The organism is Streptosporangium sp. NPDC053982 (assembly GCF_055585205.1).
In genome coordinates, this window is sequence record NZ_JBVJKQ010000008.1 from 375,122 (window position 1) to 388,807 (window position 13,686).

Annotated in this window: 9 protein-coding genes and 3 tRNA genes; 3 read left to right on the forward strand and 9 right to left on the reverse strand. The window is 74.3% G+C overall.

Annotated elements, in window-relative coordinates:
• Positions 1–82: 82 nt before the first annotated feature.
• Positions 83–1,498 (reverse strand): vWA domain-containing protein, encoded by a 1,416-nt coding sequence (locus ACZ6W9_RS17055; protein ID WP_389970102.1) that lies wholly within the window; start codon positions 1,496–1,498, stop codon positions 83–85.
• Between the two features lie 175 nt (positions 1,499–1,673).
• Positions 1,674–2,525 carry an AAA family ATPase gene (locus ACZ6W9_RS17060; protein WP_470118540.1) on the reverse strand — a complete coding sequence of 284 codons (852 nt, stop codon included), beginning with the start codon at positions 2,523–2,525 and terminating at the stop codon, positions 1,674–1,676.
• A 236-nt stretch (positions 2,526–2,761) separates the two neighbouring features.
• On the opposite strand from ACZ6W9_RS17060, the gene ACZ6W9_RS17065 reads away from it, so the two are divergent.
• Positions 2,762–2,835, forward strand: a tRNA-Lys gene (locus ACZ6W9_RS17065).
• A gap of 50 nt (positions 2,836–2,885) precedes the next feature.
• On the opposite strand, the gene ACZ6W9_RS17070 is transcribed toward ACZ6W9_RS17065, so the two are convergent.
• From ACZ6W9_RS17070 to ACZ6W9_RS17100, 7 genes are all read right to left on the reverse strand, one after another.
• Positions 2,886–3,038 carry a hypothetical protein gene (locus tag ACZ6W9_RS17070; protein WP_389970108.1) on the reverse strand — a complete coding sequence of 51 codons (153 nt, stop codon included), beginning with the start codon at positions 3,036–3,038 and terminating at the stop codon, positions 2,886–2,888.
• Between the two features lie 118 nt (positions 3,039–3,156).
• A tRNA-Gln gene (locus ACZ6W9_RS17075) sits at positions 3,157–3,228 on the reverse strand.
• A gap of 18 nt (positions 3,229–3,246) precedes the next feature.
• Positions 3,247–3,319, reverse strand: a tRNA-Lys gene (locus ACZ6W9_RS17080).
• 98 nt (positions 3,320–3,417) lie between these two features.
• Positions 3,418–4,848, reverse strand: coding sequence for a hypothetical protein (locus tag ACZ6W9_RS17085; RefSeq protein WP_470118542.1), 1,431 nt, complete (start codon positions 4,846–4,848; stop codon positions 3,418–3,420).
• 63 nt (positions 4,849–4,911) lie between these two features.
• Positions 4,912–7,299: a hypothetical protein gene (locus ACZ6W9_RS17090; protein ID WP_470118544.1), complete on the reverse strand. Its 2,388-nt coding sequence runs from the start codon at positions 7,297–7,299 to the stop codon at positions 4,912–4,914.
• 94 nt (positions 7,300–7,393) lie between these two features.
• A complete protein-coding gene (locus ACZ6W9_RS17095) occupies positions 7,394–8,404 on the reverse strand; it encodes a hypothetical protein (protein WP_362929890.1) in 1,011 nt (336 codons plus the stop codon).
• An 8-nt stretch (positions 8,405–8,412) separates the two neighbouring features.
• Positions 8,413–9,954: a hypothetical protein gene (locus tag ACZ6W9_RS17100; protein WP_389970118.1), complete on the reverse strand. Its 1,542-nt coding sequence runs from the start codon at positions 9,952–9,954 to the stop codon at positions 8,413–8,415.
• Between the two features lie 233 nt (positions 9,955–10,187).
• On the opposite strand from ACZ6W9_RS17100, the gene ACZ6W9_RS17105 reads away from it, so the two are divergent.
• Complete coding sequence (locus ACZ6W9_RS17105; RefSeq protein ID WP_389970121.1) at positions 10,188–11,843, forward strand: DUF4407 domain-containing protein; 1,656 nt, start codon at positions 10,188–10,190, stop codon at positions 11,841–11,843.
• 9 nt (positions 11,844–11,852) lie between these two features.
• Positions 11,853–13,640, forward strand: a complete 1,788-nt coding sequence (locus ACZ6W9_RS17110) for a protein kinase domain-containing protein (RefSeq protein WP_470118547.1) — start codon at positions 11,853–11,855, stop codon at positions 13,638–13,640.
• Positions 13,641–13,686: the final 46 nt, after the last annotated feature.

Below are 13,686 nucleotides of genomic sequence, written 5' to 3' on the forward strand. Positions count from 1 at the left end.
GGAACGGCGCGGCGACCTGCGGACCCGGCATGGCTTTCCCGCGCGGACCGTGCCGGCCGGATACCCGGACGCGAGGTGGGCGTCAGGTGAGGTCTTCGACGAAGGCGGAGAGCTGGACGACGTTGCGGCATTCGCGCATCGGGACGACCGTGCCGTAGGCGCTCGCCAGGGAGTCGCCGGTGTCCCACTGGCTCACCGGCTCGGGGTTGAGCCAGTGGGCGTGCCGGGCCTCGCGGACCATGCAGCGGAGGGTCGTAAGAGCGGGCGGCTGGTAGTTGGACCGGGCGTCGCCCAGGATCAGCAGGGACGTCTTCGGCCCCACGGCGTCGCCGTACCGTTCGGCGAACCGCTCGAAGGCGTGGCCGTAGTTCGTCCGGCCGAACCGCACCATGTCGGCCTCGGCGGTCATCCGCGTCATCGCCTCCGTCACGTCGGAGCCGGGTGTGAAGAAGCGGGTGATCTCGTCCACGGTGTCCACGAACCCGAACGCCCTGACCCTGGCGAACTGCTCGCGCAGCGCGTAGGTCAGCAGCAGCGTGAAGTGGGCGAAGGAGGCGACCGAGTCGCTGACGTCGCACAGGACGACCAGCTCCGGCCGGTGCGGGCGGCGCGGCCGGTTGACGACGGTCAGCGGCACGCCGCCGCTGGACAGCGAGGCCCGCACGGTCCGGCGGAAGTCCAGGCGGCCCCGGTGGCCGGTCCGGTTCCTGACCGTCAGCCGGGCGGCCAGCCGCCGGGCGAGCGGGTGGACCTCCCGGCGCAGCCTCACCAGGTCGGCCCGGGTGATCCGGAGGAAGTCCACCTGCTCCAGCGGCGGCCGTACGGCGGAGCGCGCGATCCGCTCGATCCCCGACTCCTCGGCGATCCGGCGGCGCACGTCGGTGGCGACGGCCTCCTCGAAGCGCCGGATGCCGTCACCGATCCGCCGCCGGGCCACCTTCTCGGCCAGGCCGCCGCGCTCCTGCCCGGCGAGGACCTCGGCCAGCAGCCGGGCCATGAGCGTCTCGGGGGACAGTGCGCGCAGCACCGGGTAGGAGAACCAGTTCTGCCGGCCGGGGGAGGCGGCCTGGCGGCCGAAGCGCTCCACCATGGCGCGGGCGAAGGCGTCCATGCCCTCGGCGCCCAGCAGCAGCTCCGCCAGCCGGTCGCGCAGCTCTGGCAGGTCGGCGGTCCCCGGGTCCACACCCGCGGTGAGGTCCCGGGACGCGGAGACGCCGGGGTCCCCGTCGCGCGGGTCCGCGGGCTCCTCCGGATCCCGGGCCGCGGGCGGGGCGGTGGTCGCGGCGGGGAACCACAGGTCGAAGAGAGCGTCGAACCCCGGCCGGTACGACGGCCGCTTGACCAGCGTGGCGGCGTAGGCGGCGCGCAGCGACTCGCGTTCGGCCAGGTCGACGACCAGCAGCGCCCGTGCGGCGTCCAGCCCCTCGGCCGGTGACACCGGCAGCCCGGCCTCGCGCAGCGCGCGCACGAAGCCGACGTGCCGGTCCAGCAGGCTCACCGCCCGGCCCCCGCCCGGCCGTGCCGGAGCGTCCGGAGGGTAATCCGGCCCGCCCGGCTGTCCCGGAGGGTAATCCGGCCCGGACGGGAGGGTGTCCGAACCGTCCGGTGAGCCGTCTCGGCCGGGCGGGCGCGGGACGGGCTCCCGGACGGTCCGGACAGTCCGGTCCGGCCGGTCACAGGCCCAGCTCCTTGCGGGTCCGCGCCTGGTCGGAGGCGTGTTTGAGCACCACCCCCAGGGTGGCGTCCACGGTCGCCTCGTCCAGCTCGGTCCGCCCGAGGGCGAGCAGGGTTTCGGCCCAGTCGACGGTCTCGGCGATGGAGGGCGACTTCTTCAGCTCCAGGGCGCGCATCGTGGCGACCGTACGGGCGAGCCGTTCGGCCAGGTCCGCCTCGACGCCGGGCACCCGCGCCAGCACGATGTCACGCTCGCGCTCCGGCGTCGGGTACTCCAGATGCAGGTAGAGGCAGCGCCGCCTGAGGGCCTCCGACAGCTCGCGGCTCGCGTTGGAGGTCAGCACCACGTACGGCCGGCGTGTGGCGGTGACCGTGCCCAGCTCGGGGATCGTGACCTGGTAGTCGGACAGGACCTCCAGCAGCAGGCCCTCCACCTCGACGTCGGCCTTGTCGATCTCGTCGATCAGCAGGACCGTCGGGGCGTCGGCGCGGATCGCCCGCAGCAGCGGGCGCTCCAGCAGGAACTCCTGGGTGAAGATGTCGTCGTGGGCGGCGTCCCAGCCCTCGCCGCCGCCCGCCTGGATGCGCAGGAGCTGCTTCTTGTAGTTCCACTCGTACAGCGCCCGGGCCTCGTCGAGCCCCTCGTAGCACTGGAGGCGGATCAGCGCGGCGCCGGTCGCCGCCGACACGGCCTTGGCGAGCTGGGTCTTGCCCACCCCGGCCGGCCCCTCGGCCAGCAGCGGCTTGCCGAGCGCGCTGGCGAGGAACACCGAGGTCGCGATGGAGTCGTCGGAGAGGTAGTCCGCGGCGGCGAGCCGGTCACGGACGTCGGCGGGCGAGGCGAACCACATGTGTGCTCCCGGGCGGGACCCGGACGCGATCCGGGCGGACTCGAACAGGCTCGTACAGGTACCGAATGTTGTTCTAGCGTAGCCGCTGACAGCGCCGGGCGGCATCGGGTGTCCCGCCGCCCGGCGGCTCCGGCGCCGGGGCGCTTCGGGCAGGAGAGGCCGCCTCCGCCTTCGGCCGGGCCCCGTATTCCGGTTCGGATCGTCCGGCGGAGTGCGCTATTCTTCAAGGGCTTCACGCGCCGCTAGCTCAGTTGGTTAGAGCAGCTGACTCTTAATCAGCGGGTCCGGGGTTCGAGTCCCTGGCGGCGCACAGAAAAGAAGCCCCGGCCCGGGTGCACCCGGGCCGGGGCTTCTTTCGATCTACGACTCCGGTGGGGCTTCAAGGCGTTCCGCGGCGGCGTAAGGGTCCGTCAGGGCATCCTCCCGGACTCCGCCGACGGCGTTGATCTGTTCGGCGGACAGGCCCGTGAGCAGAGCGACACGGGCGAGGTTCGAGCCGTCGAGTTTGCGCATGGACTCCGTCATCCTGGTGCGGATCTCCTCCCGCCGCAGTTCCGAGTAGACCCGGACCGCTTCGGCGACCAGTTCCTTCCTCGGGCTTTCTTCGGGCGCCCGGGCGCCGGCGGTACGGCCTCGCCGGCCGGGCTCGAACCGGCGCCCACCCGGTCCAGAGCCGGGCGCTCCACCACTGAGCTACGGCGAGGCCGTCCGTCGCGCGCGGCACCGCCGGCCGGGCTCGAACCGGCGCCCACCTGGTAAAGAGCCAGGCGTTCTACCACTGAACTACAGCGTGCCGGTGCCAGTCTGCCCGATGGCCCCAGGCGGAGGCCACCGGTTAACGACGGCTCCGGAGGCCGCCCGCCGGTGGGTCCTCCCTGGGAGGACCCACCGATCACCGGCTCACCGGTCCGGCAGGGGGCGTCGTGGGCAGGTCGCTCGCGACCACCCCGGAGGCCAGCCCATGGTAGGCCTCGGCGGCCAGCTCCGGCTTGACGCGCCCGCCGCTGAACACCCCTGCCCGGCGGAGCAGCGCCGCCCACACCGGGTCGGCGATGGTCACACCGTGCACCAGCTCGGGCGTCGGCCGGAACACCGCCGTCCCGCGCCGGGCGGCGGGCGCGGTCCAGCCGGTCCGCTCCGGATCGAGCCCCGCCGTACGGCAGGCCGCCTCGACGTCCGGACGGGTGCAGGACGCCTCACCGTCGAGCACCTCCCAGGGCGGCGGCAGAGCAGCCCACACCGCGGTGCCCGGGTCGACCCCGCCGCCGGAGACCTGATGCCAGGCGGCGAGATCGGCCGCCATGAACCGCATGACCTTGCCCGGACAGGCGGCGTCCAGAAGCTCCAAAGCGTCCAGTGAGGCCAGACAGGCGAGCCAGCCGGCCCGGGCCGCGTTGTAGGCGGTCGCCAAGTTGTTCCACGTGCTGGAGTCGTCACCCCGGCGCACGATCATCGTCGTGCGGTCGACGCCGGGACTCCAGCGGTCACGGAGCAGGCCGGCGCTCTCCCGCATGACCGCCGACCACCGGCCGAGCAGCAGTCCCCGCTCCTCGTCGGTGAGGCGGGCGAGGACGTCGGGTGTCGCCCGCACCTGGGCGATCATCCACCAGTCGCTTCCCGTCGCGCACCGGTCGAGCAGCACCTGGGCGATCTCGTCGAACGGGTTGTCCCGTCCGGACAGGCTGAACTCCCGGCGCACCTTGCGCCGGGCGGTGTAGTAGGCGACGAAGCAGGCGGCGTCGACGTCGGCGGCGAACCGCTCCGGCGGGATGTCGGCGCCGAAGCCGGTGACACCCACCATGAGCAGGCGCCGCTTGTCCTGCTCGATGCTCAGCGTGCCCGCCTTGGCGGCGATCCTGCGCAGCATCCGGAAGCGGCGGTTGTACTGCCGCTTGGACAGATCCATCCCCGTCGCGTCCCGGGCCCGCCGGTCGAGCCGGTCCGCCAGGAAGTCGCTTCGCTCCGGCGCCCAGCCGATCGAGCGGCCCACGGTGGCCGCGAAGGCGAGCAGAGCCTCCGGGTCGTCCGGGTCGCACTCCGCCGGGTGCTCGAACAGCCGGGCGGCCGTCGCGACCTGCCGGGTGCCGCCCACCGGCCTGGCGTAGTCGTCGGACATCGAGGAGAACCACGCCTCACCAAGGGAGGAGCGCGCGGCCGCGCGCCCCAGCACGACGCGCTCGCGCCGCGTCAGCCGTCCCTCCAGCGCCTGCAGCACCAGATCGGCCACATCCTCGGGCCGGTAGCGCCGGTCCAGTGATCGGTGCAGCTCGGCGAGGATCCGGCGGAGTCGGTCGTCGTCGTTCTTGTGCTCGCGGAACGCCATGGGATCATCATCTCCACCGGATCCGGTGAAGTTCGACCGGATTATCCGCCGGATGGCGTGAGGTCAGGGGCCGCCCGGCCGGGAGCCGGGTGAGGACGGCGGGTGCGACGCGTTCCAGTGCGGTTCGATCCTGGACGGCAGCCGGATGGCCAGCAGGAGGGCCAGGAACCCGATGACGCCCCCGCTGATGATCAGGATGAGGGCGAGCCGCCAGTCGTCCTGCCCCCGGTCGTCCTCCCGGTCCGCGGCGGGGGAGGTGGCGGCGGGCGGCGGCAGGACCGACTCGACCAGCCTGGTCGCCGCCCGCGCCGGGGTGTCGAACTCCGCCGACACCAGCTTGCCGGGATCGACGGACCGGGCGACCCTGCCCAGCGCGTCGCGCAGCCCGCGGCCGACGGACCCGTTGGCCAGCACGAGGATCGAGCGGCCCGGCGGGTCGGCGAACGCCTCCGACCTGGAGTAGTCCCCGGCGACCTCCCTGGGCACGAGGGCGGCCAGCACCTCCTCCTTCCGGAGGTCGTGCAGCGGGTCGGCCGCCGGGACGGTCCTCGGCTTCAGCGAGGGATGGCGCTCGCGCAGGAACCGTTCGGGGCTCTCCCCGGAGAGGGCGTCGGGAGGGGTGTCGGGCACCGAGACCCGGGCCTTGCCGTCCGGACTCGTCAGGGCCGCCGCCACCTGCTCGGGCCCGGTCCGCCTGGCGTCGTAGACCAGGACGTACGGGTCCGGGACCGGGACGGTGGCGACCTCCGAGAACCCCTGCGCCGCGGGCGGGTCCGCCGGAGGCTCGGGCGCGGCGCCGTCCGGCGGGGCGGGATCCGGGGAAGGGGCCGTCACGAGCAGCACGGCCGGCTCCCTGAGGGGCGCGGCCGCGGCGGGGGTGTCGCTCAGCCGGACCTCGGGCCGGTGGCCCGCCCGCCGTACGGCCGCTTCCACGAGACGTCTGGCGAACTCGTCGCGCCGTGCGGCCGATGCCTGGACGACGACCACGTCCGGGCCCGTCCCGGTGGTGCCCTCCTCGGCGGGCGGGTCGTCGCCGGAGGCGCTCACCATCGCGACGGCGCCGACGGCGATCAGGGTGACGGCCAGCGCCATGAACGCGGCGGCCAGGGTGAGCCTGCCGTGCGGGCTCCAGAGGGGCCCGAACCGCTTCGCGTGGTCCGCCCGCTCCAGCCCGCCGAGCGCGGTCCGCATCGAGGGCGGCACGGCGCCCGGCCGATGGGGCGCGGTCGTCGTGGCGGGCGCGGCCCCGTTCAGCCGCCTCCACGGCGTGCCGATGAGCGAGGTCAGCCTGCTGACGGGAGAGGTGTGCCGCGCCTCGTCGGGTTCCCGCTCCTCGCCGGGTCCGAGGGCGCGCGGGGCCGCGCCGGGCCACGGGGAGCCGCCCGCCGGAACCGGTTCCGGAACCCCGCCGCCGGGCACGGCGCGCCGGAGCCCCGTCGTGGCTCCCGGGGCCGCGACGGACTCCTCCGCCCAGGGGTCCTCCGCGCCTCGGCGGCCGGCCGCGGAGCCCGGGGCCGCGCCGGGAGCCTCCCGGAACCCCGGCTCCCACCCCGCCGCCTCCTCCTCCACCTCGGCGTCATCGGAGGACAGCTGCTCCTCGGGGTAGCCCGAGTGTTCGAGCAGCCGTACGGCGTCCGGAAGGTCGTCGGGGCCGAACGACAGTGGCTCGGTCATCCGGGCGAGGTTCTCCAGCATGTCCTCGACGCGGACGTCGGGCCGGGTCAGCAGGTCCAGGCAGACCTTCGCCCGGCTGTCCTGCCAGGCGGTCTCCGTTCCGCGGCCCCAGCGCACCTCGTGGGCGTCCTCCGGCGCGTGCCGCGCGAAGGACAGCCTGATCCGGTGCCGGGCCGTGCTGCTGACCCAGGTCGCCGCGGTCAGCCTCGACCGCATGCCGTACGGCAGGAGGGCGGCGACGGTGTCCAGGAAGCGCAGCCGTTCGGCCATGGGAACCCGTTCCGCGCCCACCACGCAGACGGGCCGCCCGGTCAGCAGCAGCGCGGCGGCGCACCGCGCGTCCGGCCCGGGGTCGAAGGCCGCGGGATCGGCCTCCGGCACCCGCACGACCAGCGGGGCGTACGGGGTCACCGGCAGGCGCGCGAGGGCGCGGTAGAGCGCCTCGTAGGACACCCGGTGAGCGGCCAGTTCCTCGTAGGGGACGTAGAACCAGCGGGTGTAGGCGATCTTCCGGTTGGTGGCGTCCCGGTGCCCGGACCACTCCTGGACCGCGAGCACGACGTGGCGCGACACCCGCTCCCGCTCCCTGGTCGCCGCGACCGCGATCGTCAGCTGGGGCAGGTCCGCCGACAGGCCGGTGGCGTACCTGTTCCTGATCTCCTCGAAGACCTCGGGCCCGAGGCGGTCGTCGCTCCAGGAGAGCAGCTCGTAGTCGTTGTGGGCGCCGGGCCGTTTCCCCTCCAGCGCCCACTCGAACCCGATGTCGTGGCCGGTCACGAGCCTCCCCTCCCTGGTCGTACGGCGGGCGTCCCGTGCCGGAGCCCCGCTCGTACGGCGGGCGTCCCGCGCCGGAGCCCCGCCGTGCGGCCGGTCACGAGACCCCCTTCGCCGGCCGGGTCGCGGCGAGTCGCTGTCCCAGCCAGAGCATGGGCTCCACCACGTTGATCGGGTGCAGCTGCCCCCGGATGCGCGAGTCCTCGTCCGCCTCCCCCGGGACCATGTTCTGGAAGTCGTCCCAGTCGAAACGCCTCGTGCGCCGGTCGACGTAGAAGCCGATCGAGGAGGTGGCGAAGAAACGGATCCGGTCCGGGTGGAAGAACTGTTCGAGCGTCTTGAGCACCATGTCGGCGCTGCCGGTGGCCGACACCTGGGACAGCTCGTGGAACAGCTCCCGCGCGTCGTCGCCGGCCACCCGCGGCAGCCGGTAGGGGTCGTCGTCGTCCGTGGTGAGCAGCCCCCGCGCCTCGGCCGTCTCCAGCACCCGGGGGTCGTCGAACTTGGTGACGCACACGGCGACGTGGTGCGGCAGCTTCCCGTCGGTGAACCCGCCGGTGGCGAGCATCCGCTCGGCGAGCCGGTTGAGCGGAGGGTACATGTGGTCGAAGGCGTCCCCGAAGGTGAACTCCCTGATCGGGTCGAAGAGGAAGACGATGCCCCGGCTCTGCTCCAGGTTGTCCAGCAGCTCCTGCCTGCGGGGGTCCTCCGAGGGGTCCGGGCCGCTCGGGCCGCCCGCCGTACGCTGTCCCGTGCCGAACAGTCCCCCGGGGGCGTCGATCATGCCGATGCCGATCCGGGGCGGCTCCGCCTGCCTGGACTTCCTGCCCCAGAAGCCGGTCCTCCGGGGAGGGGGGCCGATGAGCGTCCAGTGGTAGCGCTCCAGGGCCATGCTCGCCTCGGGGAACACCTTGCCCCGCAGGAGGTCGTTGGTCCGCTCGATCAGGTAGTCCGACGACGCGGGATCGGATCCGACGATCTTCCAGCCGTCGTCGCTCCTGGTCAGGGCGGTGTACAGCGCCGCCAGCAGGGTGGTCTTACCGCTGCCGGGGGCGCCCCACATGGCGATGTTGTGATCGGGGCGTCCCCGGCTCGGATCGGGCTGCATGGGCGTCGTCACTCCGTCTCGTCGAGCAGGGGGAACGGGAGGCGGACGGGGGAGGGGGCGGTCAGGCCGAGGTCGGCGGCCAGCCCGCGTACGTCCACCGCCTCCAGGTGGGCCAGCGCCGCCGCGCCGAGCCCGTGCCACAGGGGGTGCGCCTGACCGGCGGCGTGGTCGCAGATCGCGCCCAGCGTGGTGTCCGGCCGCTGCCGCAGGGCTGCGGCCAGCTGCCGCCAGTCGTGCCGGCGGGGGCAGGGCAGGATCCTGGAGCGGTCGGTGCGGGGCGGGTGCGGCGGGCGGCCCCCGACCGTGAGGACGACGGCGGGCGCCGGGCTCGCGGGGCCGAGTCGCCCGGCCACCACGGCGAGCGCGTCCTCCAGCTGCGCCGCCTGGGGGTGGTACGGATATCCCCTGGTCACCGCCCCCTCGTCCTCCAGCGCGCCGAGCGCGTCCAGGGCCTCGGCGGGGCCCGCCTCCCAGGCCGCGATCCGCACCGGGTGCTCGGGCGCCGACGGGTCGAACGAGTGCGCGGCGTAGGCGAGGAGGGAGACCCGGATCAGGCCGCCGAGCTCTCCGGAGGCGAAGCTGATCATCTGGCGCGCCCGGCTCAGCCGTTCCGAGACCTGGTCGTCGGACCCGCAGACCTCCACCGCGCAGACGAGGTGCGCCGATCCGGCGCGCGGCGGCAGCCGGTCCGGGAGCGCGCCGACGAGCCGGTCCCAGTCGCGGGGGTCGGGGGAGAGGGCGGGCAGGCCGGTGAACCGTACCCGGCCGGAGCGTCCCAGCTCGGCGGTCACCTCGTACCGGCCGGGCGCGATCGGGGCGGACTGGACGGACAGCAGCCGCGGCTCCGGGCCCTGCCAGGTGACCACGGCCAGCGCGGTGCCGTGCGCGCCCGGCGCCGTGCAGCGGAGGGCGACCCGGGTCCGGGTTCCCGGGCGGGAGCCGATGGGGAAGAGCCGCCTTCCGGTCAGCCGGAGCCTGCCGGTGCCGGGGTCGGCGAGGAGGACGACCAGCTCGTACGACCTGGTGAGCGGGTCGTCGGCCATGGCCTCCCGGATCAGCGCGGCGGCCGGGGCGTCGGCGCGCAGCACCTGCGCGGCGGGATGCGCCGCGCGCAGCCAGTCGAGGGCCTGCTCGGCCCTCGGGTCGGCGGACGCGGCCACGAGGACCACGTCGGCGGAGGGCGAGGCGCCGCGGGCCGTACGGAGCGTGTCGGCGGAGGGCGGGTGGACATAAGCCGCACGCGTGTCGGCGGAGGGCGGGTGGACGTGGGCCGTACGCGTGTCGGGGGAGAGGGGGTGGACGCGGGCCGCGCGGAGCACCGCCTCGCGGACCGCGGCCGGGTCGGCGTCCCAGCCGTGCTCGCCCGCGAGGTCCGGCCAGGTCGCCGACCAGCTCCGGCCGCGGGGACGGCCGTTGCCGTCCCGGTGGAGCAGGAACGTGGTGACGCCGTCGGCGGCGACCTCCACCACGGTGAGGTGGCCGGTGTCGGCGAGGTCGGCCAGAGCCTGGGCGATCGCCTTCCTGGTCAGGTCCCTGTCGGGCTCCGGCACGGGGAGTCCTCCGTAGATATGTCGTATCAGCTGCGCCGTGTCCTCAATATCCTGGTTAGTCGGTTATAGAATGCTATGGCGGGCTATCCGAATAAGGTTCCGCGAGTTTCTCCGGTTAAATTCCGCTGGGTATCCGGAAATGTGACATTGGGCGCCTATGATAACCCCTCCGAGGGGGCCCGCGGCGTTCCGACCGGTGCCGGCGCGGTACGACTTCCTTTCCGAGGAGGAGTATGCGACGTTTCCTGGCCACGCTGTCCGCGGTTCTCATCGCGCTCTCCGGAGCGCGTCCCGAGGTCCTCCGGGCGTGCCCCACCGAACGCGGCAAGTTCGAGGGCATCGGGGGCGCCGTCCTCACCACGAGCGTGCTCGCCGCCGTCTCGATGACGTTCGCCCTCAACAGCGCGCTCGGCGTCAACATCGTCCTCGCCGTCGTCGTCGCCCTCCTGTGGGGCCTGGCCATCCTCAGCCTCGACCGGTGGCTCGTCTCCACCCTCAGGGCCGACTCACCGAACCGCTGGATGATGGCCGCGCCGCGCGTCGCCATCGCCATCGTGCTCGGCCTGGTGATCTCAACCCCCCTGGTGCTGCAGGTCTTCAAGGCGGAGATCGACACCCAGATCAACGAGATGAAGCAGCGGCGCGCCGACGACTTCACCGTGCAGCAGGCGCAGGGCGCGACGGGCAAGAGCGTCGAACAGCTCCGCAAGGAGGCGACCGGCCTCCAGCAGGTGATCTCCTCCGGCGGGGACGTCCCCCTCGACCTGGAACAGGACCCGAAGATAAAGGCGCTGTCCGCCCGGCGGGCCGACGAGCAGAAGCAGGCGGACAAACACTACAAAGAGTGGCAGTGCCAGCTCTATGGCGGTGCGAACTGCCCCAAGAAGGGCAACGGCCCTCTCGCGAGGGAGAGCCGGATCGCCTACGAGAAGGACAAGGACCGCATCGAGCTGCTCACCAGGCAGATGGAGGACCGCAAGCGGGAGCTGAACGCCACCGGGGAACAGGCCAAGGAGACACGGCTCGCCGCCGCCAAGGAGGCCCTGCCCAAGGTCCAGCGCCAGCTCGACGCCGCGCTCGATCAGCAGGCCCGCATCCAGAAGTCCTTCGACGAGGACAACCTCGCCACCGACGGGCTGCTCACCCGGCTCCGGGCGCTCAACGAGCTGACCGGCAAGGACTTCACCCTCAGCGCGGCCCGGCTGCTGCTGTTCGCGCTGTTCCTGCTCATCGAGTGCCTGCCGGTCGCGGTGAAGCTGATGCAGCGGCCCGGCGTCTACGAGAAGGCGCTCGCGCTCGCCGAGCGCCGCGAGATGGACAACGTGCGCGAGGAGTTCGGCGCCCGCTCCGGTTCGCGGCTCCGGTCCCGGCCGACGGGGCCCGGCGGATCGAACAGCGTCTGGAGCATCTGGTCGTCCCCGGAGGACACGTCCTCACGGTCCGGCTCCGTCTTCGGAGAGGAGACGGGGGCGCGCCAGGGGCCGAACGGCACCCGGGTCGAGCGGGCCGGGGACGACGACGGGTACGGCCCCGGGTCCGGCGGGTACGAACCGTCGTCCGGCGGCGGGTACGGCCATCCGCACGACGCGCACGATCCTCCGCGCGGCGAGCACGGCTTCCCGCGCGACGAGTACGGTTCCCCGCGTGACGGGCACGGCCCCCGGCCCGGTGAGCACGGTTCCCCGCGCGGCGGGCACGGCCCCCGGCCCGGTGAGTCCGGCGCGTACGGGCCCACGTCCGGCGACGAGTACGGGCCCCTGGAGGACCAGGCCCTGCGCGGCATGGCCGACACCCGCGTCGTGCGGAGGCCGGAACCGGGTTCCGGACCGGGCGCGGGGCCGGGTGCGGGGCGCTCGGGCGGCGTCGAACTGCTCCCCGACGAGGACTGAGGCGCCCGGGTGACGGCACGGACCATCGGAGGCCGGTACGAACTGAGGTCCCGGCTCGCCAAGGGCGGCATGGGCACGGTGTGGCTCGCCTGGGACCGGACGCTGCAGCGGTCCGTCGCGCTCAAGGAGGTCGTGCTGGCGCCGTACGGCGAGGACATGTCCGTGCGGCGGGAGAGGGCGCTGCGCGAGGCGCGCGCCGCCGCGCGGATCCGGCATCCGGCGGTCGTCCACGTCTACGACGTCATCATGGACGACGAGTCGCCCTGGATTGTCATGTCGTACATCGAGGGCACCTCGCTGGAACACCGGATCGAACGGCAGCCCCTCTCCGAGCGGGAGATCGCCCGGGTGGGACGCGAGGTGCTGGCCGGACTGACCGCCGCGCACGACGCGCAGGTTCTGCACCGCGACGTCAAACCGGCGAACATCATCGTCGACTCCGGGGACCGGGTCTTCCTGGTCGACTTCGGCATCGCGCGGATCTCCGGGGAACGCGGCCTCACCTCGGCCAACACCCTGATCGGAACCGTCGAGTTCATGGCGCCGGAACGGATCGAGGGGCATCCGGCGGGACCGGCGTCGGACCTGTGGTCGCTGGGGGTGACGCTGTTCTGCGCGCTGGAGGGCTACTCGCCGTTCCTCCGCGACGGTCCGATCGAGACGGTGCGGGCGGTCACCTCCGGGCGTCCCCCGGACTTCCGGCGGCCGGGCCCGCTCGCCGACGCGATCGCCGGACTGCTCGTCGCCGACCCCGCCGGCCGGACGGGAGCGGCCGAGCTGGCCCGGCGGCTGGGCGCGATCCTCGCCGCGGGACCCCGGACCCGTAAGCGTGAGGACGAGCCGCGGCCCCGTGGGCGGGAGGACGGGCCGCGGATCCGTGGACGGGAGGACGAGCCACGGGACCATGAGCGGGAGGAACGGCGCGCCGGCCGGGGGCAGGACCGGGAGCCGGGAGGCGGACACGACCCGCGTCCCCCGGACCGTGAGGCGCGGCGCGGACCCGACGCCCACCGGCCGGACCATGAGGCGCGACGCGCGCAGGGCGCGCACGGGCCCGGCGGAGAGGCGCGGGGCGGACAGGGCGCCCACCGGCAGGACCGGAAGGAACAGCGCGGACCCGCCGCGGACGGGGCGGACCGGGAGGCGTGGCGTGACCAGGGCGCGCGCGGGCCGGGGCGGGAGCGGGAGGCGCGGCGCGGCGCGGGCGCCCACGGTCCGGAGCGCGCCCGGGAGGCGGGGCTCGGGCCCGGAGCGCGCGGATCCGGCGCGCGCGGACCAGGGCGGGACGGGGCCGCGGGCCGGGCGGGGGAGGCCGGTGACGGCGGGAACCCGCTGCTCGGCCGGTCCGGCCGGGAGGCCGCCGCCCTGCTCGGCTCGATGGAGCCGAACGCCGCCGGACGGCTCCTGAACGACGCGGCGGAGACGCCGGGCCCGGCGGCCGAGGCGCTGACGCTGCTGCCGGCGCAGCGCGCCGCGCGGCTGGTCGACCACATGATGCCGCAACGGGCGGCCAGGCTGCTGGGCGCGATGCCCACCGGCCCGTCCGCCGCCGTCCTGGTGCACGCGGACGACCGCGTAGCGGCCGCCGTCCTCGGCGCGCTCGGCGTCGTCCCCGTCGCGGCCCGCCTGGTGGAGGCGATGACGGTACGGCGCGCCTGCCGGGTGCTCGCCCACCTGCCGCCCGCCGTCGTCGCGGGCCTGCTGTCGGCGACCTCGGACGGCCGTACCGACCGGCTCCTCGGCGGGCTCGGCCACGCCGTACGCGACGAGTTCACCCGCCTGACCGGCGCGACGTGAACCGAGCCGGCTCCGCCCAACCGGCTCGATGACGTCCTCCATCGTC

Bases quoted from the DNA above. Each gene is read 5' to 3' on its own strand.
- ACZ6W9_RS17095 (WP_362929890.1), bottom strand. From the start codon at position 8,404: ATGCAGCCCGATCCGAGCCGGGGACGCCCCGATCACAACATCGCCATG.
- ACZ6W9_RS17070 (WP_389970108.1), bottom strand. From the start codon at position 3,038: ATGCGCAAACTCGACGGCTCGAACCTCGCCCGTGTCGCTCTGCTCACG.
- ACZ6W9_RS17105 (WP_389970121.1), top strand. From the start codon at position 10,188: ATGCGACGTTTCCTGGCCACGCTGTCCGCGGTTCTCATCGCGCTCTCC.
- ACZ6W9_RS17060 (WP_470118540.1), bottom strand. From the start codon at position 2,525: ATGTGGTTCGCCTCGCCCGCCGACGTCCGTGACCGGCTCGCCGCCGCG.
- ACZ6W9_RS17085 (WP_470118542.1), bottom strand. From the start codon at position 4,848: ATGGCGTTCCGCGAGCACAAGAACGACGACGACCGACTCCGCCGGATC.